16 protein-coding genes are annotated in these 24,379 nt (G+C 40.4%); 4 read left to right on the forward strand and 12 right to left on the reverse strand.

The window, feature by feature from the left end:
* Positions 1-43 precede the first annotated feature (43 nt).
* The gene (locus tag K2F45_RS07320) at positions 44-1,453 is read right to left on the reverse strand and encodes an alpha-L-fucosidase (RefSeq protein WP_083663523.1); all 1,410 of its coding nucleotides are present in this window, start codon (positions 1,451-1,453) and stop codon (positions 44-46) included.
* A 130-nt stretch (positions 1,454-1,583) separates the two neighbouring features.
* Between K2F45_RS07320 and K2F45_RS07325 the strand changes: the two genes are divergently transcribed.
* From K2F45_RS07325 to K2F45_RS07340, 4 genes are all read left to right on the forward strand, one after another.
* Positions 1,584-2,999: a sensor histidine kinase gene (locus tag K2F45_RS07325; RefSeq protein ID WP_248933263.1), complete on the forward strand. Its 1,416-nt coding sequence runs from the start codon at positions 1,584-1,586 to the stop codon at positions 2,997-2,999.
* Complete coding sequence (locus tag K2F45_RS07330) at positions 2,986-3,696, forward strand: response regulator transcription factor (protein WP_075991588.1); 711 nt, start codon at positions 2,986-2,988, stop codon at positions 3,694-3,696. The genes K2F45_RS07325 and K2F45_RS07330 overlap by 14 nt, the downstream gene beginning before the upstream one ends.
* A 26-nt stretch (positions 3,697-3,722) precedes the next feature.
* Positions 3,723-4,307: a Crp/Fnr family transcriptional regulator gene (locus tag K2F45_RS07335; RefSeq protein ID WP_075991589.1), complete on the forward strand. Its 585-nt coding sequence runs from the start codon at positions 3,723-3,725 to the stop codon at positions 4,305-4,307.
* Between the two features lie 271 nt (positions 4,308-4,578).
* A complete protein-coding gene (locus K2F45_RS07340; protein WP_070567440.1) occupies positions 4,579-5,388 on the forward strand; it encodes a helix-turn-helix domain-containing protein in 810 nt (269 codons plus the stop codon).
* Positions 5,389-5,390: 2 nt separating this feature from the next.
* Here K2F45_RS07340 and K2F45_RS07345 read toward each other — a convergent pair whose 3' ends face one another.
* The 11 genes from K2F45_RS07345 to K2F45_RS07395 all read right to left on the reverse strand — a co-directional run bounded on the left by K2F45_RS07345 (position 5,391) and on the right by K2F45_RS07395 (position 24,371).
* The gene (locus tag K2F45_RS07345) at positions 5,391-6,515 is read right to left on the reverse strand and encodes an MBL fold metallo-hydrolase (protein ID WP_075994680.1); all 1,125 of its coding nucleotides are present in this window, start codon (positions 6,513-6,515) and stop codon (positions 5,391-5,393) included.
* A gap of 232 nt (positions 6,516-6,747) precedes the next feature.
* Positions 6,748-8,220: a TlpA disulfide reductase family protein gene (locus K2F45_RS07350; RefSeq protein WP_075991590.1), complete on the reverse strand. Its 1,473-nt coding sequence runs from the start codon at positions 8,218-8,220 to the stop codon at positions 6,748-6,750.
* Positions 8,221-8,248: 28 nt separating this feature from the next.
* On the reverse strand, positions 8,249-9,634 hold the full coding sequence (locus K2F45_RS07355; RefSeq protein ID WP_083663526.1) for a RagB/SusD family nutrient uptake outer membrane protein: 1,386 nt from the start codon (positions 9,632-9,634) through the stop codon (positions 8,249-8,251).
* Between the two features lie 11 nt (positions 9,635-9,645).
* A complete protein-coding gene (locus K2F45_RS07360; RefSeq protein WP_083663527.1) occupies positions 9,646-12,996 on the reverse strand; it encodes a SusC/RagA family TonB-linked outer membrane protein in 3,351 nt (1,116 codons plus the stop codon).
* 24 nt (positions 12,997-13,020) lie between these two features.
* Complete coding sequence (locus K2F45_RS07365) at positions 13,021-14,037, reverse strand: FecR family protein (protein ID WP_075991592.1); 1,017 nt, start codon at positions 14,035-14,037, stop codon at positions 13,021-13,023.
* A gap of 83 nt (positions 14,038-14,120) precedes the next feature.
* Complete coding sequence (locus tag K2F45_RS07370; protein ID WP_075991593.1) at positions 14,121-14,711, reverse strand: RNA polymerase sigma factor; 591 nt, start codon at positions 14,709-14,711, stop codon at positions 14,121-14,123.
* Positions 14,712-15,293: 582 nt separating this feature from the next.
* Positions 15,294-16,880: a sulfatase gene (locus K2F45_RS07375; RefSeq protein WP_157625972.1), complete on the reverse strand. Its 1,587-nt coding sequence runs from the start codon at positions 16,878-16,880 to the stop codon at positions 15,294-15,296.
* Positions 16,867-18,270, reverse strand: coding sequence for an alpha-L-fucosidase (locus K2F45_RS07380; protein ID WP_075991594.1), 1,404 nt, complete (start codon positions 18,268-18,270; stop codon positions 16,867-16,869). Before K2F45_RS07380 ends, K2F45_RS07375 begins: the two co-directional genes overlap by 14 nt.
* Positions 18,257-19,735, reverse strand: coding sequence for a RagB/SusD family nutrient uptake outer membrane protein (locus tag K2F45_RS07385; protein WP_075991595.1), 1,479 nt, complete (start codon positions 19,733-19,735; stop codon positions 18,257-18,259). Before K2F45_RS07385 ends, K2F45_RS07380 begins: the two co-directional genes overlap by 14 nt.
* Before the next feature lie 11 nt (positions 19,736-19,746).
* A complete protein-coding gene (locus K2F45_RS07390) occupies positions 19,747-23,037 on the reverse strand; it encodes a TonB-dependent receptor (RefSeq protein WP_248933264.1) in 3,291 nt (1,096 codons plus the stop codon).
* Positions 23,038-23,195: 158 nt separating this feature from the next.
* On the reverse strand, positions 23,196-24,371 hold the full coding sequence (locus tag K2F45_RS07395) for a FecR family protein (RefSeq protein WP_248933265.1): 1,176 nt from the start codon (positions 24,369-24,371) through the stop codon (positions 23,196-23,198).
* Positions 24,372-24,379 lie beyond the last annotated feature (8 nt).

Consider the following 24,379-nt stretch of genomic DNA (forward strand, 5'->3'; position numbering starts at 1 on the left):
AATAAGGGTGTATTGTTCAGTTTGATGAAAGTTTTTTGGCTTGTTAGCGTCTTTCTTGGTAAACGCCGATTTCGTTTACGACCGCATGACCTTTTTCAGGTTTGATGCTGAAGCGTAATTTTTGTCCCAGTACTTCATCAAAGCGGAAGATCTTGATGCGGCCCTGTTGTACCGCTGTAACCGCGATAGGATGCCATTTTCCATCTTTCAGATAGGATAAGTTATACTGTGAAGGATTGTCTTTTCCTTCGGTAATAACAACACTATTGAAAGCTTTACTACGTTCAAAATCCAATTCATACCATACTTCATCTTTGACTGCCGGATTGGAGACCCAGGCACTACCAAAGTTATCGTCGTTGGCAAAATCCATAATGTTCATATCTTCGCTCCAGCTACTGTATGAAGGTACTTGTTTGGCCATATTGTGGTCGACTATTGGTGCCTGGTAACTTGGTAATGAGTTGTAGCTGGGTTTATTTTTGTATAATGTACCGATTGTCTTCAGTGCATCAAGCGCATTTTGATCCATCAGACCATCACTATTTGGTGCTACATTGAGCATAAAGTTGCAATACGCGTTGTTGTACGGAATTACAAATTTCTCGACCAATTCATTGACATTTTTAACTGGGGTGTTCGGAAACGATGTTTTCCAGAACCAATTTTGCTGTAAGGGAAGACAGGCCATTGCCGGCAATTTGTTATGCTCCTTGGAGATAAATTGACCCGCGCCTTGTTCGTACGATTTGATATCGGTGTAAAACAACGCATCACCGGGGTATTTTGCCGAATTGAGATCCATCAACAAACATTTCGGTTGGAGTGATTTGACAAGATAATAGATGTCATCGAAAGGAACATCATCGTACGAAATACGCGACCAAGGGGCGTCCCATCCATCAATGACCAAGGCGTCGATTTCTCCGTATTGGGTCAACAATTCCGTCAGCTGATCTTTGATCAATTGGATATGCGCTTTGGTAATGGTATGTGGACGTATGCCCTGATGCATATCCAAAATGGAATAATAAAGCATAACACGCAAACCATTTTTGCGGAAAGCATCCGTAAATTCTTTAACAACATCACGATGTAAAGGCGTGTTCATTACATTATAATCTGTTGTTTTGGTATTCCAGATCGGGAAGCCACTATGGTGCTTGGTGGTTAGGCAACCATAGCTCATATTCGCCGATTTGGCAGCTTTAGCCCATTGATCTGCGTTGAGCTTCGGAGATTTGAACAGTTCAAGTGCGGCGTTGGGATCGGACCAGTCTTGTTCCATAAAAGTTGGCATGCCATAATGGATGAACATACCGAATCCAAGATTGACAAAGTCGAGCTGACTCTGCTCAAGGACCTTCTTTGAAAAACCGGATTGTGCCAATAACGTGTTGCCCAGTAAAAGAAAAGATAGGCAGTAAAGTAGGGGCTGTAAAATTTTGGACATAATTTGCTAAGTTGTTATGTTGTAAAGATAGGTCAAGGTTGTGTTATTTAAGCCTAATGGAAACCTAACGAAAGCCTAATAAAAGCCTAATAGATATCTTGATTCGACAAATTGATGTTATTTTTAAACCATGAAGAGTACCGGCAAAAATATATATCCTTGGGCATTTGGAACAAGCTTCTTGATCTTGACGGGGTTGATCGGTTTTCTGATCTTCAATACGTATAAGCTTGAAGACAAGAATTATCAGATTGGACAGCTCAACCGGATCCAGAATGCTTATGGAGCTGTTATTATGGATGATAAGATATTCCCGGGGGGAGATGCCATATTCCAGACAACATTGGTACCCTGTTTGCCGAAATGGTATGAAAAAAAAATAAATAAGTCCGCAGACGCAGACCAGTACGGTAACCATTGTATGAATGGCTTTCTCGATCAGATGCGGAGGCAACAGTCGTTAGACCGTATTTTTCGTCGGATCGTACATCAGCAAGGGCTCGATACGACACTTGTTTACCTATTCCATTTTGATAAATTGGAAATATATAATGCAAGAGACCGTGCCTGGACGACTTTCTATGCGTTAGCAGCCGATGATTATGCAGGTCTAATTAGTGGCAAACTCAAGCGCGGAACAAATAATAATAGGGTATTCCAACTGTCTGTTAGTGACAAGAATCCTATTCCTTATCGTTTTACCTATAGCCTGTATGTTGATTATGAAAATAGGGACTGGCGTCTTGTCCAACGTATGGTGCCCGTGTTTTTACTCTCCTTAGCTTGTATTGTTGTGATCGTATTATTGAGTTATCGAACCTATCGTAATTGGATCAATCAACGTAAATTGGCGGACCTGAAAACGAGTTTTCTAAATCATATGCGCCATGAATTTAATACGCCACTGACGACAATTTTGATCAGTGCACATAGTTTGATCGATCGTGAAACAGGAAAAGACGATAAGGAGGTGGCACAACTTGGGCGCATCGTAGAAAGGCAAGCCAAACGACTTAAAGCTTATTTTGAACAGGTCATGGGATCTGTGGCATTACAGGAACAAGAGGCTAAAATTGTATCCGTTTCTATTGATCGGCTGACACAGCAAATATTGAAAGAACTTCATTTGCGCTACCGAGGTGAAATTGAAATTCAATATGAACCTTTAGCTGCCGATGTGGAGATGAGTCTTGATGAAGATTATTATTTTTCAATCTTAGATAACCTGGTATCCAATGCGATAAAATTTAACGATAATAGTAAGAAGACGATTCAGTTTAGCTGGGAGCAGCAAGGTCATCATTATAACCTCAAAATAGTGGATAATGGGGTTGGGATCGCTGTTGCAGATCAGGAAGTGATATTTACAGCATTTTATAGAGGGAAACTATCCGCTAATAAACCTGGACTAGGACTGGGGCTTTACTATGTCAAATCTTATTTGGACAGGCTGGGTTGGACGATCCGTGTAGCAGGCGGTAAGTCTGGTTCCGGTACAATTTTTTATATTTACATGAGTAATGTGGCATTCAATGGCAAAAGATAAGATTGACATCCTTTTGATTGAAGACGAACCTGATTTGGGCGAAGTTTTTTCACGTTATTTGCGATACAAAGGCTTTACGGTGCGCTGGGAAAGCACGGCGCAAGATGGCTGGGCGGCTTTTCAGTCCTGTGCCGTTAAATTACTAATTATTGATGTGCAGTTGCCCGATGGTAATGGTTTTGACCTGGCGCAACAAATGATACAATTGAATCCTGGGCAACCTATTTTCTTTTTGACAGCACTTCATGAACGCACATCGCGACTCAGAGGACTTAGTCTGGGTGCTGTTGATTACATTGCGAAACCTTTTGACATGGACGAAATACTGCTCAAGATTCGCAATTTATTGACCGTGGCAAATGCACCCGAAGTGCAGACGAATCCGGAAATCGAACTTGCTATCGGTTGTCTGTTGCTCAACATGGAACGCTATAGTCTGCGTGATGGAATGGGGAGCATACAAAAGCTCACAGTCCGTGAAGCTGAGTTGCTGCGGCATCTGGTCCTTCATAAAAATCTATTGGTCAATAAAAAAGATCTCCTGCTGCAGTTTTGGGGTAATACGGATTTTTTTAACGGTAAAAGCCTGGAGGTTTTTATCTCCCGACTTCGTAAATTGCTGCAGATGGATCGCAAACTTCAGATCGAAAGTATCTATGGAGCGGGTTATATTTTACACGAAAATGAAGGTGTTTAACGACCGGATCTAATTAAAGAAATACTATGCTATACGAAAATATTCTTAAAAATGTGTCCAAGTGCATTGCTTTGACAGCGGAAGAAACCGAACAGTTCACTGGTTTACTGACAGCAAAGAAGGTGCCCAAGAAAACGATGCTATTGGAGGAAGGGGAAATTTGTCAGTTTGAAGGATATCTTCAAAAAGGGTGTGTCCGGATTTATTATCTGGATGAAAATGGTTTTGAAGTAACGCTGGCATTTGCTGTCGAAGATTGGTGGATTAGTGATATTGCTTCATTTCATTATCATACACCATCTAGTTTATACATGGAAACATTAGAAGACAGTGAGTTTTTAATGTTAACACCAGAAACGAAAGAGAGATTATTAGAGACTGTTCCAAAATTTGAGCGGGTTTTTCGTATGTTGGTGCAACGTCGGCTCGCTGTTCTGCAAAATAGGCTGATCCATACAATGGCCAAACCAGCCGCCGATCGCTATCTGGAATTTATTGAACTATACCCGACTATTTCCCAAAGGGTACCGCAATACTATATTGCATCCTACTTGGGGGTTTCACCCGAATTTGTCAGTATTATACGTAAGCGGCTTGCTGCAAAGAAATAACAAGCAGTTCGAATGGCTCCATGTTGAAACACGTAGGTGATGACATGGGCCATTCGATTTAGAAAAAAGAAGGATGCTTTCCAAAAAGTGAATGTATTTATGCGTTGAGTTTTTCGGTAGCTTGATTTGAGCTGTGTACCAACTATATTTTGAGCTTTCGGACAACTAGACTTTGCAAAAGGTATGAGATATTTGCTACCTTTAGGCTGGGACTGATTTTAGCTATCGGTACCCATAATCGCAGAGCCGTTTAAAATAAATCGTATTGAGCATGGAAGAGAAAGATTTTGGGAATGCCTTTTTGTATTCCTGTTATGTCGAGAAAGCATTTGGGCACGAACAGTTCATTCCCGAACATGTCGTTTTTTTTCAGCTATCTGGTGAAACACATCTGGACCATCAGAAAGGAAAATTGGTGGCGACAGAAGGGCAGATTGTGGTTGCCCGTAGAAACCAACTGGCCAAAGCTTTTAAATATCCCGCGAAAAATAATATTTACAAATCTGTTTCAGTATTGCTGGGGGCTGATCGGCTGAAGCAATACGCGATGGACCATCACCTCAGTTCGGACAAAAAGTATCAGGGTGAGTCCAATGTTGTACTGGAAAGTAACCTGTTTATAAAAAGTTATTTTGAGTCATTGACCCCCTATGCGGAAGCCATCGACCGAGTGAGCCCGCAGATGGAAAATATCAAGATCTATGAATTGATCACCTTGTTGTTGGAAAGCTATCCACAGTTAAAAGACCTTCTTTTTGACTTTTCGGAGCCGCATAAGATTGATCTCGAGCAGTTTATGGTTAAAAACTATCGGTACAATGTGCCTTTAGAAAACTTTGCCAAACTAACTGGGCGGAGTTTAGCAAGCTTTAAACGTGATTTTGAGAAAATATTCCAGACCTCTCCCCGAAAATGGCTGCAAGAAAGACGTCTTTCTGAGGCTTATTATCTAATTGAAAATAAGCGACAAAAACCTGCAGATTTTTATCTTGATCTGGGTTTTGAAAACCTTTCTCATTTTTATGCTTCTTTCAAGGAGAAGTTTGGCATAACACCAGCGACTATCAATTCCGTTGCTTAACATTATTTCCGCCACCAGTAGCTAGGTGTTAAAGGGGGCTGATCGAGGTCGATGACCTGGCCGATCATGGGGGTAAGCATAGGCTGTTGTTGTCGTATTGCTTCCTTGGAAATACGTTCTAGAGGTTCATTCCAGGCATGATTGGCCAATACAAACTTGGACGAATGAACCGGAAACAGTAAGGAAGCTTTGAGATCATGTGCCGCTTGGACAACCTCCTCCGGCATCATGTGTATGTGTTTCCAACTGAGGTCGTATTGGCCATTCTCCAATATAGCCAGGTCAAAAGGGCCCAATTGATTACCTATCTCTTTGAAGTGGTTATCGTAGCCGCTGTCCCCGCCTAAATAGAGCCGCATGGAAGGTGTCTGGAGCGCATAGGATGCCCATAATGTGTTGGCAGTAAATATACTGCGGCCTGAAAAATGTCTGGCGGGCGCAACTGTTACACTGAAACCATCATCCAAGTTGATTTCGTCCCACCAATCTTTTTCGATGATCTGCTCAGGACGATATCCCCAATATTCAAGATGGGAGCCAACACCAAGGCCAACAATGACTTTTCCAACCCGGGGTTGTAGTGCCTTTAACGTCTTATAATCCATGTGATCATAATGGTCATGTGATATAAATAGATAGTCAATCGGCGGTAGAGCAGATACGGTAGAGACATCGGCTCCTTTAAACGCTTTTACACTTCCTGGAATAGGGGAAGCACTGCCACTAAGGACAGGATCGACGAGTATGTTCTTACCATCGAGACGAAGGAAATAAGAGGAGTGACCAAACCAAACAAGCCCATGAGGCTGACTTAACAACTTTTCCCAGTCGATATCCACTGTTGGTATAGTGTATTTGGGACTTGTTTCGTTCGAGCGCTTAAAAAAATAATCGTATAGGGCTACGGTCCAGGGCTGCGTGAGCTGTGGTGTAGGGCTGCTATTCTGGAATTTTCCGTCTTTAAACTGTTTCGATAGCTGTATGCGTTGAAGTCTTTCACCCGAGGGTCTTTTGCCGAATTGTGGATGCATCATATATAGTCCGATAAGAGCGATGAGAACTGCCAGTCCTAAGATTGTTCTTTTCAAAAATAGAAGCCACTTCTTCCTGTTGTTTCTTGTTGCCATCTGCATATTGTATAGCAACAAAGATAAGACTGCTGAGACAGATCTATTTTTGCTGATAGCTCAAATTTATGTGCTGTATGGCTCATTTCGGCGGATTCATCCGATCCACAATATAAAGAAAGTCTTAAAGCCCATAAAAATTCTTCTTTTACGCTCGGGAGTTGGTTGGATTATAGTTGGCTGGATATTAAAAAAAAGGGGGCTGTCCGATCTTTTTGGACGCCCCCTTTTTTTACCCTTTGTAAGGTTTTTTAGCGGCTTCGATGAGCTCTTTCATTTCTAATTTAATGTAATCTACATTTGGGGTAGATCCCGTAAGAAAATAACGTATATTTCCTTCCTTATCAATAATAAATTTTGCTGGAATTCCTTTGACTCCGAATTTCGCGGCCATAACTTCTCCGGTTTGTGGATCTTTTTGATCGTCATAGAGCACTTCAAAAGGATAATTATTCTTGGTGATAAAGGATATCACATTTTCCTTATAGTTCTTATCACGCTCCCAGGTATTCATGAATAAGAATTGTACATCCTTATCATCTGCATAAGAGTCCTGTGCTGCCTTCATTCCTGGGAATGAACGGATACATGGCTGACACCAAGTTGCCCAAAAATCCAATACCACAACTTTTCCCTTTAAACTGGCTAGGGATACTTTTTCGCCTTTAAGATTGAGTAATTCAAAATTAGGTGCAGGTTTAAAAGTTGCCATTTCTTTGATATGGTTGCGAATGTTTTGCGTTAACTCTATTTTTAAGGATGCATTAAAATTCTCGTAACCTTGAACAGATCCATTCAATTCAGTATATAATTTTTTAAGATCATTTTCGACCGCAAATTGTCCTTTAGCATATAACTTGGTGAGAATATTATATGCCTCAAGCTTTCTTCCTGTGCCCATTAAAGATTTGTAGTATACCATCGCTAGACCATCCGCTTGCTCTGGTGCTGCATTTAATGCATTTTCTATATAACCTAGTGCTTCTGTAAATTTTTTCTGTGAAACAAGTATATTGACATAAGCTGACATGGAGCTTGCATATCCCATGGCCGCAAACCGAGCCTTATTGTCTTTTTGATTCTCTGGAAGGGTTAAATAGTAATAACTATCATCCATAGCAGTTTTTAAGAGTGGTGCTGCAGTAGTCGTATCACCTGTCCTCAGGAGGATTTGACCAACAGGGATATATCCATTTCCGCGCCAGAATCGTTCTTTCATTTCTCCTAGATAATATATTGCTTTTTGTGCATTTCCATCGTTGGCAAAACTTTGTGCTAAATTAGCCAATACATAATCATAAGTCAGTGGTTCTTCCTTGAAGTTTTTAACTGGCCATTTTTTGATAAGGTCGTTATACGCTTTTTCTTTTTGTACTGGCGTACTTGCATTGTAAAAAATATCTGTGATAAAGGCATCACGGGTTAGTGATCCTTTTGGATATTTTTTCTTAGCCAGTACTTCTGCAGATGCCTGCAGATCTTCCTTCCCTAAAGAACGCAAAATGTTGATTGTAGTACGGTAGTCTTCTTCCGATTTATACGTCTTTAATTCGCTCATTAATACATTAGCAAGCGAATCCTTTTGTACCAACGTACCTTTTTCTATAATGGGGAGATACTGTTGGTATTTGTTTTTTGCTGGTTGTTGTGCAAAAGATGCTGTTAGCGAAAACACCAACGCAGCCGTTAAGATTTTTGTTTTCATTTTTTGTCTGTATGATTTTTTAAATTCATTAATCTTCGTATCCTGGATTCTGTGTCAGTTTATTGTTGATCAAAATCTGGGCTTGTGGAATAGGATACAAGACATCCGTGGCCTGCCAGTTTGATTTGATTGGAGACAATACAGCGGTAGCACGATCGGTCCGCTTGAGGTCGAGCCAACGATGGCCGAACTCACCGAAAAATTCGTGCAGGCGTTCCATTTCTATTGCAGATAGTAATTGTGTTTGGTTTAAGCTTGAATTAAGTCCTGCAAGTCCAGCGCGAGAACGGACAGCATCCACATCTGTTCGGGCTTCGGCAAGTTTTCCCAGTTTAGCCCTCGCTTCCGCGCGAATAAGATACTGCTCGGCTAAGCGAAGCATAATATGGTATTCGGAACCTGTTCCCGAGGATATTTTATATTTGGTTATGGCATAATAGATTTTGTTGGAGACCGTTTTTGAACTTGTCCAATTTGTTTTTCTTAAGTCAACCGTCGGAGATGTCTCAAAGCTATTATACACAGCGTCCGGTAGAGTGTAGCCGGGTGTAGCTGTAGCCGCGGTAATATAATTGGAGCCAAATGTCGTTACTCCCGTTTGATTGCCAAGTTGAAGAATAACCTCATTACTTGAGTTTACAAAATTTTTATCTGGTGTCGGCATGCCATAATCAGATGACTGTAATACTTTGGTCGCATAAGATTCGGCATTTTGATAATCCTTTTGGTAGAGATAAACTCTTGCCAATAGTGCGCTTGCAGCAGTTTTGTTAGCTCTTCCTCTCGGGCTTGCCGTTGCATCATAGGCCGTCGCCATCTTACTTTCCGCATCTTTTAGATCAGCAATAATCTGATCATATACTTGCTGTGCAGAAGTTCGCGGAAGAATTGCATCTTCAAAAGCGTGGAGGTCATCACGTAATTGCAATGGCACATCACCATAGAGGTTGACGAGATAGAAATAGGTATAAGCCCTAAAAAATTTCGCTTCGCCCAGGAGCTGATCTTTTACACTTGGGGTAAGGCTGGTGGATGCGTCGAGACCTGATATAGCATTGTTTGCATTCTTGATAAGTTGGTAGCAATTTGACCAGAAATTAGCGACATTCCCATTTGTGTTTAGCAGGTTATTGCTGGCGAATTCCGAGGTATTTGCATCAGCCGCATTGTATTGAAGGTCGTCTGCAGCGATTCCCGTATAAAAGGTTGAAGTCCCGGCAAGATTGATGCTTAATGTTGTGGTATACAATCCGCGTATGACACTATTTGCAGAAGCATCTGTGGAGAATGCTTCGCCAGCTACAACTTGTGTCGGTGGAGCGCCCAATTCCACAAATTTTTCGCAGGAGCTGGTCAAAAGAGTTCCACTGGTAATTGCTAATAATAGTATATTTTTATTGATGTTTAATTTCATGATCTCTAGTTTTAAAATTGACAGTTAAATCCAAATACAATCGTCCGCAATGGAGGCAATACCTGGGCAATCGTTCCAGTTCCTAAACCAGATGGACCGCCTTGCACGGTCGTTTCGGTATCCAGGACATATTTGTTCTTGGCCCAAGTAAAGAGATTTTGCCCTTGCATAAATACATTACAATTAGACATTTTTAATCTCGAAGTCCAGCTTTTGGGCAGGTTGTAAGATAAATTGACAGACCTCAATTTAATATAGGAAGCATCCCCATAGACAGCATCAGAGCTGGTATATTGATTATAAGAGTTGCTTAATGCAACTCCATCAGCTGAAGATGCCGGTACTGTCGGGATAATTGCTCCCGGGATATTGGTATTGCTGTTATTTGGTGTCCATCTGTCCAACCAGTAATCATTTTGGTTGAGCATAGCACCCGGTCTCGTGTTGAGGATTTTAGTTACTCCAAAGCGGTGGTTAAATTGAAAAAATACGCCGAGCTCGAAGCCTTTGTAGGAAAAAGTATTGTTAAATCCACCATAGAAAGGTGTACCTAAGTTAGCAACGTATCGGTCGTCGCCCGTTATAGCCCCATCGCCATTGCGGTCTTCGTATAACGCTCTTCCTGTTGTGGGGTCTACACCTTGATAGTGATACAAACGGACCATATTGAGCGGCTCACCAACTAGAAAGCTACTTGAATAAAATGTGTTTTCAATTCCAGGAAATTCGACAAGTTTGTTTTTATAAAACGTGAAATTAGCAGATGTTTTCCATGTAAAATTTTCATTTGTAATATTGGTGGTGTTCAACTCCAATTCCAAGCCTGTATTTTGGATCAATGCCGGTAGGTTTTCTTTGTAACTGTTGTAGCCCGTTTGAGTACTTAAAACTAAATCAGTTATCTGGTCAGAAGAACGATTTCTGAAAAAGTTTCCCGTAAACAAAATTCGATCTTTCAAGAAACCTAGATCTAAAGCAAACTCCAGTTTTTTGGTTGTTTCCCACTTGATATATTCATTTGGAAGTGTTCCAATATTCATGGAAGGATTATTCAGATATGCGGTTGTTGAAGAGTAGAGTGGAAGATAAAGGTAATTTGAAATTTGATCATTACCTGTAGTTCCATAGCTCGCTCTCAATTTACCAAAACTTAAAAACGTTAGATTATCTTGTATAAAATCCTCTTTTCCAAAGACCCATCCTAGCCCTATTGCTCCAAAATTTCCGAATCGGTTTTTAGGTCCAAAACGAGATGAGCCATCTCTTCTAAAAGTTCCATTAAACAAATATTTCTCTTTCCAGTCGTAATTTACTTTTCCGAATAGTGCATTGTATTTGTAATATACGAGGTTATTGCTGGCAGTGAATAATCCTGCGGCACTGAGCGAACCTAAAAGTGCATCGTTTGAATAATTAGAACCATTGGTTGTCTGTGAACGGGATGAATTTTGCTGAAAACTTGTTCCAATTAATGCCGTAAATTTACCTTCGCCGATACTTTTTACATAATCCAATGTCGGTTCAATAATCCAATTTTCGGCCTTTGTATTAGAGAAACTGGAAGATCCAAGCGGGTTGGAGACGGTGTTATTTAAGGAAGTAATTGGGCGTTGATTATTTTGGTTCAACTGTGTGATGGTATAGCCAAAATTTGCTTTTGCTGTCAGTCCAGGTAGAATTTTGTAACTCAGATTGGCGTTCGAGATCAGATTATTGGTATTACCAAAGTATTTCCGTTCGAGCAAGGCGATTGGGTTGTCAATAAAAGCTGATGACGGTAACCAATAGTATTTTCCATTGTCACCATAGATTGGATAATTGGGGGGCAAATTGTAGAGAGATGTGACATCAGAGGAAGGCATATCGGAATTGTCGTTGGCATAGCTAACTGATAAAGCGGCATTGAATTTTTTGTCAGAGGAGGTGTGATCCAAGTTTAACCGTGAGGTAAAGCGACTGTTTTTGCTATCTCCATAAAAAACAGTACTCTCGCGTCTATATCCCGAATTAAAGAAAAAACGGGTAGATTCGTTTCCACCAGACATATTCGCTTGAACGTCGGTAATATGTCCTTTGTTTCCAATCAGCATTTTCTGCCAATCTGTCGATTTGTTCTGATCCCATAACATAAGATCTGGAGCGTTATCGGCTGTAGGTGTAACTCCAGCATTAGCAAAAGCCTCTTTTCTTAGCGTGAGATATTGTTCTAGATTCAACATAGGGATAAAGTGGTTGACCTCGGTAAATCCGGTGTTAAAGTTTACACCAATGCGAGTACGACCTGCAGATCCTTTTTTTGTGGTGATCAATACGACACCATTTGCGCCCCGGCTACCATAGATCGCTGTAGCGTCGGCATCTTTCAAGACATCGATACGTTCAATATCCGCTGGATTAATCATGCTGAAGGGACTTAAGCCGCCTGAAGAAGCTGAGATACCAAATGAATTGAGGTTATCTGTTGCAGGTTGTCCGCCGTTAAAATTGGTAAATGGAACTCCATCAACCACGTATAGCGGTATTGAACCAGAGGTTGTTCCACTTAATGACGCTTGATTCCTAATCTGAATCTGAACAGCACTTCCGGGCACACCATTGTTTTGGGCGATCAATACACCGGACATTCTTCCCGATAGTGCGGCAAGGGGATTACTTACAGGTTGAGAGGTAATGTCCTTCGCTGTGATCGAAGCAACTGATCCCGTATTCAGTCTACGTGTTGTCGTACCGTAGCCAATAACAACCACTTCTTCTAAGCTTCCTTCTTCCGGTTTCAGTTTAATAGGAGTAGAATTGGCAATAAGCTGCTTTGCAGTGATATCAACCTTCTGATAACCAATAAAAGAAAAAGTAATAATGACATCGTCATTTGGAATACGCAGTCCCCATTGTCCATTGACATCCGTTGCGGTACTCGTTTGCATATTGCGGTATTCTGCTTTTTGCCAGTCCTTTATGATAACAGATACTCCTGCCAAAGGCGTTCCATTTTCATTGACTACTTGGCCCGCAATGTGTTGCTGATTCTCTTTTTTTTCTTTTATAGCGATAATGTCATTGTCCAATACTTCCCATGTTAGGTTGCTCCCGGCCAGAGACTGGGAAAGAAGATCTTTTACACTGATTTTCTTTCCAACAATATTGATTGTCGAGTTTGGGAGAGTCGATTTGCTAAAGAACATTTTGTATTTGCTCTTGTCATTGATTGTTTGAAATACATCTTCGAGTTTTCCTCCCTGGACGGAGACATCAATTTTTTCAGTTTGAGAATAGGCGAAGCTCTGTATATGCATGGCGCTAAGACAAATGAGCAGTAAAGCCAATCTCGACTCTTTTCTAAATTTGGGTTTTGTTTTGTTCATGTGAGTTATATAGGTTGATTGTTTTTAGAGTAGTTGTATTTGATTTTTCCCCGTTTTTTTAATTTGAAAGTAATTGACAGTTTGTAATGCTTTTAGGATATTTTCTAGTTGTTCGTTTTCGAATGTTGCTGAATAGCGTTGGTTAGCAACTGCTTTGTTTGTAATTTTAATTTCCACGCCATACATGCGTTCTAGTTTTAAGGCGATATCCAGTAATCTATCATCTTGAATGGTAATCCGATTTAATAACCATTCGGTTTCTAAAGCGGATCCGTCTTTTTCAGAGATGGAAAATGGCTGAATAGCTATTGCCATAGGAGCCGATGCGGTTTTAGTAGTTGTAGATGGGAATTCCTTTTCAACTCCATATACCTTTCTGATCACAAACTTTTCTTTGGGCTTTAATATAAATTTCTGATTGTCAGTTCCTTTTTTCCAGATGGATACTTTGCCACGTACCAAAGCTGTTTGGGCATTATTTTCTTCGGCATAATCGCGCACATTGAAAGCGGTTCCCAGTACGCTAATTTCCATTCTTGGTGTATGAATAAGGAAGGGCTTGGATGGATTTTTGGCGACATCGAAAAATGCTTCCCCAATCAAAGTAACTTCACGTGTGCTGGAATCTTTGAATGAGGCGGGATAGATTATTTTGCTCGAAGCATTAAGTGTAACTTTTGTACCATCTTCTAGAACAATTCGCTGCTGTTGTCCGTTTGTTAGCGTAATTTCTCGATTGTTTGGTTGCGCAATTTTGTAAAGATAAAGAGCTGTAAAAGCGATACAGAGGATAGCTGCAGCTGCTGCAATTCTAGGGAAATTGAATGTTTTCTGATTCCTCCGAGTCAGTTTCTTTATAATTCTGCCATGAATGCGTGCTTTGAGTGCTTTCTGTACATGATCGGGTAGTGTTTTGATTAAATTCGGTCGGGATGAAAATGAATCGAAAAAACGTTCCACGACGTCCATTTCTTCCGAATTGGCTTCGCCTTTTAAGTATTTGTCAATTAGCTTTTCGAGCTCTTGGTTAGGATATTGCATATGATTAGTACAATGTTCACTTAAATAGTGCCCCTAAAAAGAAAAAATGTACTAGTCTAAATTGGTGTTTATTTGTAATTTACTTATTTACAGTTGTATAAAATTATGAGTAGCGTCAAAAAATGTTGGATAACAAGTTTTTTTAATTTTTGAATTGATACTCCGAGGTGATTTTGAACTGTATTTTGGGAAGTTTCTGTCAAATCACTAATTTCTTTTGTGGTAAGTCCATCTAAGTATCTCATTTTAAAGATTTCTTTTCTTTTTTGTGGGAGATGGGCTACCCATTGTTCAATTAAAGATTTTAAATCCTTTTCGGCATACTGATCTCCTTCCAGAATTTCATAACTTCGATAAAGGTGATGATTTTCTTCGATAAGGATATTTCTGCGTTTGTTTTTCTTATAGGTTTCAAAGACTTTGTATTTCATGCATGCAATGAGGTAGGATTTCAGGTTGTGAATCTCTCTACTGGGACAGTGTTCCCAAAGTTCAATAAATACATCCTGAACAATCTCTTCACAGGAAGCTAAATCTTCGAGTCTTTTGTAAGATTCATCTAAAAGTAAAGACCAATATTTATCATACAAAATATTGAAAGCCTCTAAATCGCCTTCTCGGAGCCTAGCTAACAAGCTTGCATCATTATGAGCTGGATCTTTATCGTTTTTCATGATATGATAGTGTGAAGTTGAATTCCTTAGATTGGTAGGGTTGAGGAATGTAACTTTTTTTCAATATTACAGATTTTATTAAATAAGGTCAAGATCTGTACGTATTTTTTATTTTTTGTGTTTAATCTTTTGAAATTCATTAAACATTTGACATCATCATTTGGGCTTATATTCATAAGAAATTGGTTTTTGAGCCGTAATTAACTCAAAATTAGGTTGAATAAAATTAAAATAGAATTCACTTTTAATTTTTCGAATAAATAGTCAAAAGTACATTTGTTTTTGGATGAGTACTGAAATTTATCTTGTTTTATGCTTGCAGAGCCATAAAAAATTCGGTTTTTATTGTCAAGGTTTAATAATATTTTAAATTAATAAAAGACCCCTAATGTTCATTAAATTAGAAATGCGTGAACTGATTGAATCTGCAAAAAAAGAAAAAAAAGGATAGTTGTCAGGATAGCAACAGATTTTGCTAAATCGTATCTTCGAAGGAGAGGATAAACCAGCGAAGCCCCGATATGTACTTTCGGGGCTTCGTTGTATCGGGGCTTCGCTGTATAAGTCATCCAAGCAGGCCCCTTAATCCATCGGCTTAATTTGATCAGGATAGGGGATCTGCTGTCCCGTAGCTTTGTAGGTCGGCAACTGAGCCTTCCAAGTCCGGAGCTGATCAGAAAGTAATTTGCTGAGCTCGCTGGTTTTTCCTTTCATTTTTGGGGCAAGGTTGTTGAGTTCACCGATATCTTGCTGCAGGTTGTAAAGTTCAAGCTTCCCATTTTTCATGTCGTAAAGCAACTTATAATCTCCTTGTCTTATTGCCGAGAAAAAGTTGATTCCAGGGCCATCTGGCACTGTCCACTTGTTGGGGATATTCCATACCAATGGCCGGCTGTTCCAATTGTCGGACCTATTGCCTTCCATTAAGGGCAAAAGATTTTTTCCATCTGGTTTTTCCTGTACGAGCTGATAGTGATCTATTTTGGCTAAACTGAGAATCGTTGGAAAGAGATCTTCGACCATAACAGGGGTAGCATCTGTGCTTGCAGGGTGCTGCTTGGCCTGTTTGATCAACAGAGGAACCCGGATTCCACCTTCGTAAACCGACCCTTTCCCAGCTTTTAATGGTAGGTTCTGTGTATGGCTTGGTCCGGTGCGCATTGGGCTGAGGCTTAGTCCGCCATTGTCGCTAAGGAAAATAATGACGGTGTTATCGTATAGGTTTTTGTCTTTAAGAAATTGAACGATATCACCCATACTTTTGTCATAACCTTCGACCAGTGAAGCATAAGCTGCTTCAGTGGAATCTAAGCCGCGGTCGAGGTATTTTTGTACAAAACGTGGATCGGGTTGGATCGGGACATGCACCGCATAGTTGGAAAAATTAAGGAAAAAAGGCTCCTTACGGCGTATAGGTTCCTCCAGTGCCTTCAGCGCCTCCCGGGTTAAGGCTTCCGTTAGAAATGTGGATGTGCCATGATATTCCATAAGATCGGGAACCGCCTGATAACCTGCTTTGCCAGGAAGGTTACCGTAATTCTGCTCGCCATAGTAGTTTTGTGGGTGCCCGGCGGAGTGTCCTGCAATATTGACCATAAAACCCAAATTTAAAGGACTGGCACCAGGTGTTCCGGCAGATCCCCAATGTGCTTTACCTACATGAATGGTATAGTAACCATTCGCTTTAAGGATGCTTGGAAATGGAGTAGCATATATCGTATGTGGTATATTGGGCACAGGGCTTAGTCCGTTGATATTCCAATCCGGTGGATTCAACAATTCATCTTTGCTATCGGTCGGGGTGTCAGCCTTGGGATGGGTCCAATTGGTGACACGATGATGAGCAGCATTTAAACCGGTCAGAAAGCTCACCCGGGAAGGTGTGCACACCGGTGTTGCATACGCATTGGTAAATTTAATGGCTTCTTTGGCCAATGTTTCCAGATAGGGGGTATGAAACTTTTCGTTGATCGGCGTTTTGACCTTGTAAAATGGTTCGGACATGTCCTGCCAACCGAGGTCATCCACAAAAAACACGACAATATTGGGGCGTTCTGTTGTGGGACCAAGTTGTGCCTTGCTTTGGCTCTGCGCCTGCAGCAATAACCCCATATTTGTAAATAGGGTCGCTAATAGGATAAATTTGCTATTTTTCTTAGAAAGTATCATAAGCATTAAAAGTATGAATAATAGGTTGGCCAATGGCCTTATCTATTGTTAATTTAATTTGTGTACAGCGAATGGGGCCTTTCAATTGAATGATACATTTGTTACCAACGGACGAACCCGTAAATAGTGTTTGCCATCCCTGCTTTGTTTTCGCAGTAATGTGGAAAGCACGTATACGTTGTCCTTGATCAAGGCTTTCTTCAATCATTAACTGGGTAACAGCTTTCGCCTTTTTAAAGCGAATAAGCTCTTGTTTTGGGTCTAGATCCTTTATCGGACTACCATATTGACGTTTGATCTCACTTCCTAGTTCTTCTAATCGCCGCCGATCTATTTGCGGCACAAGCCCCAGGGTGTCGGGTGTAACTCCTAGGATCAAAGTTGCATTTCTGCCGACAGACTTTTGATACATATCCACAAGGTGGTTAAGAGAAAATACCGAATTTTCGTCATTTGGTTCCCAAAACCATTCGTGTCGACCGTTTGCTCCGCGGAGCGGGGCATCAGCCATTGCAGGCATAAAATAGGTTCCATCCGGATCACCGGTTTTTAAGAGTAAGAAATCGTTTGTGGAAATTGCCCTTGGACAACTCTCTCCTGCGCCGGTATAAGGAAAAGGAAACATAGACCAGCATGGATAATGTACTGTTCCAGACTCGGAACCGCCCCATCTTGCTTCTGCCAGTTCGTCGTTATGATAGAAAAGGCAATTAGGTTGATATTTTTTTACAATTGGGAGCACATTTGGAGCACCTTTCTCAGGGCTGCTGGCTCCACCATCAAACCAAATCTCAAACAGTGGACCGTACCATGTGCATAGCTCCTGTACCATTCCCTCGACCATTTTATTATAGTATTTTTGCCGTTCTATTTGCTGCTGTCCAGTACCGATTGCTTTAAAATCGTGAATACCAAGGTAAGCGTTCCAACGAATCCCTACATAAATACCTGGTTTTATCCCGTGTTTGATACAGGCTTTTATAAAATCACCAACAAGATCTTCTTTCCCGTTTTTCCACCCTAAAGCACTCGTGTTATAGGGATTGACTTTTGAGGGATAAAGGGCAAATCCAGTTTCATGAGTCGCGGTAATGAGTGCGAATTTAGCCCCGGCTAGTTTTGCGCTCAGCACCCATTGTTCGACATCCAGTTGTTGCGGCTGGAAAATGTGTATATCAGGAACCGGAACAATACGATTGGATTGCTGTTGATATGCCTTCCGGTCAAAGACATGCAGATCATAGTGAAAGATGATACCAAATTCGGCTCTCTGCCAAGCAAGCTGCTGTTTATTTGGGAGGGCGACAACTTGGGCATATATGCTTGGACAGGAAAGCCCAAGCATGATAATAAACAGCAATAAATCGTGGTATGGTTTAGTAACCCTCATTTTGCGTTAAATTTGGGTTTGCATCAATTTGTTGGAGCGGGATAGGATAAACGACCTGGTATTCTTTGGCTGCATAACCTCGCTCTTTGGCTGACTGGATAAATTTTCCATGTCGAATCAGGTCTTCGCGACGCAATCCTTCAGAAAAGAACTCTCGCCCACGTTCCGCCAGTAGAAAATCACGCAACAATAATTTGTTAGTATAGTCTGCTAATTTGAGCAAAGTTGTATTGGCACGTTGACGAACCTGATTGATGAGGTCGATACTCTCTTGATTAGGACCATTTAGCTCATTAAGTGCTTCAGCACGACTTAAAAGAACATCGGCATAACGTATGTAGACAATATCGTTACCCATATTTTCGCCCACACCGTTTGGATCTGGCCAGTATTTGAAGCTTCGTACATCATTGAGGGCTTTACCATTGTTATCCTCGAGCAATTCCACATTTTTACCAGAGATATCGGTATAGTTTCGTATGAGAAGTTCACGTCTTTTATCGTTCGATTCAAAGGTTTTGTAAAATGCACTATAGGTACGGAATTGTGCACCGAAATTGACCCAGTTGGTGAGAATAGGGTAGTTTGGCGGGAAAGCATGTGCCATGTAGTTATTTTGATAGCCTGCCTGCGCGATACAAGGTGCCCTAAAGATGTATTCTTTATTGCTTTCACCTTCAATGGCAAAAAGCCGTGGATAATTACTATACAGTTCATATTGATGAAGGTCTATAATTTCCTGAGTGACATCGGTCAGCTTTTTCCAATTTTTTTCTTTGAGATAAATCTTCATTAAATACCCAAGAGCGGCACCTTTTGTTGCCCTGCCTATTGGACTTTCTGTAAGCGGTAAATATTGTTTGGCAAATTCAAGGTCACTGATGATATAGTTGACAAAGACATCTCGGTCGGCTCTTTTGGCATTTTTTCCAATTTCTTCGATCTCTTGGGGACTGGCGCCGACGGGGATATCAATCAAGGGGGTAGGGCCGAATAAATTATAGAGGAAATAATAAGATGACGAGCGGATAAACTTGGCTTCGGCTTGTATTTTGTTGAGTTTGGCCGGGTCTAAGCCATTGAGCTGATTGGATAGAATGATAACCGAATTTGCACTGGCAATGGCTTTATACATTTTCTCCCAGAATGAATTTAAAAAACTATTATTGACAGACCAATTAAACTGGATAAATGGAGCGGCATCTTTTTCAAGGCCACCACCCGTTTCAAAGGCAATATCTGTGTTGAACTCATTCATCATATAGGTATAGTTACGATGATCATAAGCAATAATACGGGATTGCGCATAAGCTCCTGTAAGCAGTGCATCAATGCCAGTCTCATCGGCTAAGAATTTGTTGGGGTCGTATTCTGTATATACTTCTTCTTTCAAAAATGAATTGCAGCCTATCGTCGATAGGGACAGCAATAATATGGTGAGATATTTGAGTTTTAATGTTGTCATGTTAGTCGAATTTAGAGTGTAAGATTTAATCCCAATCGAATCGTGCGTGCTAAGGGGTAGCTATTGTAGCTCACTTTGGAAACGGCACTAGTTCCTGTCGCACTTGCGTCAGGATCATAACCTTTATATTTGGTCCAAGTTGCCAAATTCTCTAGTGCCAGAAATATATTGACGCGATTGACTGATTTTCCATTTTTCAATACCTCGTAGTTTAAATTGATATTTTTGAGTCTTAAAAACGATGCATCTCTTACAGTCATTGAATTGATAATATAGTCGCCACCATAGGCTGTAGGGTTTACGCCGCTCGGATATTGATTGGTTGGGTTTTCTGGTGTCCACCTATTCAGGTAGTATTCGGATAACCTGTTGCGATATTCGTTGGTAGGATAGAGGGTTTCGGTGATATTGGCGTCTAACATACTAATTCCGCCTACGTATTGAAGTAGGAAGTCCAGTGAAACATTTTTATACTTGAACGTATTGGAAAGGCTCAGATTGATGGAAGGGAAAGGTTTTCCTAAAATAGTTCGATCTTTTAAGTCTATTTTCCCATCTTGGTTCTGATCTTTAAAGCGAATATGCCCCGGCTTTGCTTCAGGTTGTGCTGAATTTTTTATCTCCGCATCGTTCTGAAATATTCCCTCCGTCTCATACCCATAGAAAGATAACATGGGTTGACCACGTTCTACAAGTTGATAGTTGGAGATAAAACTGGCAATAGATCCCGTAATAAGTTGTGGAATAAAATCTGGTAGCTCTTTGACTTCATTTTTTAGTAAGGCCAAATTAAATAGACTATTCCATTGCCATTGATCACGAATAATATTTTTACTGTTTAACTGAAAATCAATACCACGGTTTTCAACATTTCCAAAATTGACCATGTAATTGCTAAAGCCCACCACTGAAGAAATGGGTTTACTGAATAGTTGATCCTTAGTGTTACGTTTGTAAGCGTCGACAGACCCCGTAATTCGCCCACGCAGAAGCTCAAAATCTAATCCTAGATTTATTTCTTCCGTAGATTCCCACCGTAGATTTTTATTAGGTAGTCTCGCAGGGACAACACCCTGATAAATCTTATCACCAAAGACAGTATTTCCCGACGCGACCAAGGTGTTGATTGTTTGGTAATTGTCTATTCCTTGGTTTCCTAATCGTCCATATCCAAATCTCAGTTTAAGCGTCGTACCATTTTCTTTCAAATGGGAAAGAAAATCTTCATCCGTTAATTTCCAGGCAAAAGCTCCGGACGGAAAAAATGCAAACTTGTTTTCTTCCGAAAAGCGCGATGTACCATCTGAACGCAGAGAGGCTGTAATAAAATAACGATCGTTAAAATTATAATTGATACGGCCTAATACACCATTGAGTCTGTTTCGGCTTTTACTAGAACTTACATTGTCGCCTTTATCACCATCTCCACTCTGTAAAAGGTTGTAGGAAGTGACGTCAGATAAAAATTTCATTGAACTGGCTCCCACGCCTTCACTTTGAAACTCTTCAAATGTTGTTCCCAATAAGAAAGCCAATTGATGTTTTCCAATTTTTTTATTGTAGTTGAGTAAAAACTCGCCCAACCATTGGTGGCCACTTGACGCATTTTTTGAACCCAATCCGCCATTGGCAAGACCGTTTATGGTCGATCGGTCCGTATAACTGGAGTTCATCATGTTGGCGGTACTTCCGCCAACACGTAATGTTGCTGTAAAATCGGTAAAAGGTTTAATTTCTGCGGTAATCAATCCATAAAATGTATTGGAGATATTTCTATTCTCCTTACCATTGATTAGGGCCAGTGGATTGTCTAAAGCGATAAAATTATTAAGGTAGTATCGACCATGTTCATTGACGTATGCCGGTAGCGTGGGGTCAAATTGCAATGCGCTATTGAGCGGGCCTGCGGCTTCATTCACTCCATTGGATGTATAGATTGCTTGCTGGTTACCACGGGTATAATTTCCGTTTATATTGAATTTTATATAATCCTTTGGTCGAAATTCCAGATTTGTTCTGAAATTAATTTTAGCGTAGCCCGAGTTTTTTACTAGACCATCCTGGTTGAAATAATTTAGAGCGGTATAGAAATTACTCTTATCCCCACCGCCGGAAAAGCTAAGTTGATGATTCTGTACGACCGCATTTTTTCTAAATATTTCATTCTGCCAATTGGTTCCTTCTCCCATGTTGTTGATCTGGTCTTCCGTAAAAATGGCGTCTTTGTTTGCATCTTTTCGGATAGCATTCAGAACTTGCATGTATTGCTTTCCGTTAAGGACATCCAATTTTTTTGATACATTTTGAAACCCGATATAACTATCATATTTCGCTATAGCTGTGCCAGATTTTCCTTTTTTTGTTGTAATAAGCACTACACCGCTAGCCGCACGAGTACCATAAATAGCAGCTGCTGAGGCATCTTTTAAGATGTCTATTGATTCGATATCATCCGGACTTAAACTACTAGGGTCGATACCAGGTAGCCCATCTACCACAATCAGGGCATCATTACTACTGTTAATGGAACCTGCACCCCTGACCTGTATTTTGGTTCCTGCCCCAGGCGCCGAATTGGTTTGGCTGATGGTTACACCTGGTGCCTTACCATTGATCAACTGAAGGGCGTTGATATTGGATCCTTGTGTGAAATCCTTAGCTTGAACGGCAGAAATTGAACCTGTGAGGTCTGATTTTTTTTGAACACCATAGCCCACAACAACGACTTCTTCCATTTCATTGATTTGAGGCTCTAAAGTGATGACGAGCTGTTGGGACCGTTGGAAAGATATTGTTTTCTCTTTAAATCCAATAAAATTAATGCGAAGCTCACCACTGGGCGGAGTCTTGGCAAATTGAAAATCACCATGTTCGTCTGTCGCCACAGATCGTCCGGTGCCGACGAGCAGAATAGTGGCTCCGGCAATAGGCTTTCCAGTATTGTCTTTTAATTTGCCCCGAAGATCCTGTTGAAATGTGTTGTCTTTTCCAGCTGTGATTGAAGCAGAAGCATTGGGATGGATCAAAATTGCATTATTACGCACGCTATAGGTCAATTGCTGATCGGCTAGTAATATGCGTAGAGCTTCGGCTAAAGGCTTGTTGGTAATGCTGAGATTCATTTTTTTGTCTTCATCAATTTGTTGAGAATTGTAAAGAAAGTCTTTGCCACTCTGTTTTCTAATCTTTGTTAAAATAGATTTGAAGCTTTCCCCTTTCACATGTAGCGAAATGTTTTGTCCATAACTATTTGCACTGACATGGAACGTGGCTATTACTAGAAACAGGATAATCAGTTTCATAAAAATCATAGTTTTTACGATAATCCTGGTCGTAGGATATCGAAATGAATAAGAAGTTTTATACATTTGAACTGGATAAATTGATTAATAATTTTCGTTTTGTTGGTCGTTATCTAACTGCGGGAGTGTTGGAGCACTTCCGTTTTTTTATTTAAAGTTTATTTATTGGTTACATAAATGCCTCCTTCTTTTATGTTGAATCTCAGGTTGGAAACTTCCTCTAGATTTTTGAGTAGATCACTTAGATCATTGGTGCGTCGATAGGTTCCTGAAAATCTATCCTCGCTTTGTGAGTTGATCTTAATAAATTTAACATCATACCAGTCTCTAATTTGTTCGGTTAATTGATAAATATCCACATTCTCGAATTTAAAATAACCTTGCTGCCATGCCAGGATATCCGTTGTATCTATTTCGGTTTTTTTAGGTGTTGCAGTTTCTCCGTATGCTTGCTGCCCAGGAGAAAGGTGGATCACAGTCTTTGGACTACTAACCTTTACTTTCCCTTCCAGTAATGAAATCCTTTCTATACTATTTGGGTAACTTTGGATATTAAAATGTGTTCCCAGCACCTTGGTAGTATAATGTAAACCTTGTACAGAGAAGGGCTGTCGATCGAGATGAGTGACCTCAAAATACCCTTCGCCGACTAATTGTACCTGACGTTCCATTTCATTAAAGCTTCTCGGAAACGTAATCTGTGAATTGCTATTGATCCATACTTTTGAACCGTCAGGTAGAACAAGTGCTTGTGTTTGCCCTTTTTGGGTTTGAATAGTCAATTTCGTGTTGTTGGCTAAAACATGTTTGTCGTCTTGTCTAAAAACAAGAGTGCCTGCTGAATCCTTGACAATCCCATAGGTTTTGAACTCGGATTGCTTCAATGGGATGTTGTTGCCGTTAGTATTGTTGCTGGCGTAAATAAGACCGCTATGTTTTTTCAGAAAGATTTGATTTACTGTAGTGTCGTGTTGAGGGGTCTCATCCTTATTTTTGTCGGTAAGCGTAAATAAAAGTGCTGCAAGAGAAATTATACCAATGAAAATGGCTGCATAAGGGAGGAAGGTTTTCCAACGGCTATTTTTTATGGCACCGGTCTGATACGGGGTATCTTGAACTAAATGCGCGTGGATATTGGACCAAATCTTGTCTTTTTTATTTTTTTCTAGCGCGACTTCCTTGGAATATTTGAGGTAAAATTTGTCAAATTTAGCCAAAAGATCGGCACTAGGATTAGTGGTCAGTAGAACTATTAATTGTCGCTCCTGTTCTGGACTAAGCTTATTTTCGAGATAGTCTTTGACTAAGTTTTCAAACTCAGAATTGGTCATCATGATATTGG

Origin of the sequence: Sphingobacterium siyangense, assembly GCF_023277505.1 — a bacterium.
GTDB lineage: Bacteria > Bacteroidota > Bacteroidia > Sphingobacteriales > Sphingobacteriaceae > Sphingobacterium > Sphingobacterium siyangense.

Coding starts and splice junctions, on each gene's coding strand:
- K2F45_RS07370 (WP_075991593.1), bottom strand. CDS start 14,711: ATGAAAAACGATAAAGATCCAGCTCATAATGATGCAAGCTTGTTAGCT.
- K2F45_RS07385 (WP_075991595.1), bottom strand. CDS start 19,735: ATGACAACATTAAAACTCAAATATCTCACCATATTATTGCTGTCCCTA.
- K2F45_RS07380 (WP_075991594.1), bottom strand. CDS start 18,270: ATGAGGGTTACTAAACCATACCACGATTTATTGCTGTTTATTATCATG.
- K2F45_RS07365 (WP_075991592.1), bottom strand. CDS start 14,037: ATGCAATATCCTAACCAAGAGCTCGAAAAGCTAATTGACAAATACTTA.
- K2F45_RS07330 (WP_075991588.1), top strand. CDS start 2,986: ATGGCAAAAGATAAGATTGACATCCTTTTGATTGAAGACGAACCTGAT.
- K2F45_RS07375 (WP_157625972.1), bottom strand. CDS start 16,880: ATGATACTTTCTAAGAAAAATAGCAAATTTATCCTATTAGCGACCCTA.
- K2F45_RS07355 (WP_083663526.1), bottom strand. CDS start 9,634: ATGAAATTAAACATCAATAAAAATATACTATTATTAGCAATTACCAGT.
- K2F45_RS07325 (WP_248933263.1), top strand. CDS start 1,584: ATGAAGAGTACCGGCAAAAATATATATCCTTGGGCATTTGGAACAAGC.
- K2F45_RS07335 (WP_075991589.1), top strand. CDS start 3,723: ATGCTATACGAAAATATTCTTAAAAATGTGTCCAAGTGCATTGCTTTG.
- K2F45_RS07320 (WP_083663523.1), bottom strand. CDS start 1,453: ATGTCCAAAATTTTACAGCCCCTACTTTACTGCCTATCTTTTCTTTTA.
- K2F45_RS07395 (WP_248933265.1), bottom strand. CDS start 24,371: ATGATGACCAATTCTGAGTTTGAAAACTTAGTCAAAGACTATCTCGAA.
- K2F45_RS07390 (WP_248933264.1), bottom strand. CDS start 23,037: ATGAAACTGATTATCCTGTTTCTAGTAATAGCCACGTTCCATGTCAGT.
- K2F45_RS07350 (WP_075991590.1), bottom strand. CDS start 8,220: ATGAAAACAAAAATCTTAACGGCTGCGTTGGTGTTTTCGCTAACAGCA.
- K2F45_RS07345 (WP_075994680.1), bottom strand. CDS start 6,515: ATGGCAACAAGAAACAACAGGAAGAAGTGGCTTCTATTTTTGAAAAGA.
- K2F45_RS07360 (WP_083663527.1), bottom strand. CDS start 12,996: ATGAACAAAACAAAACCCAAATTTAGAAAAGAGTCGAGATTGGCTTTA.
- K2F45_RS07340 (WP_070567440.1), top strand. CDS start 4,579: ATGGAAGAGAAAGATTTTGGGAATGCCTTTTTGTATTCCTGTTATGTC.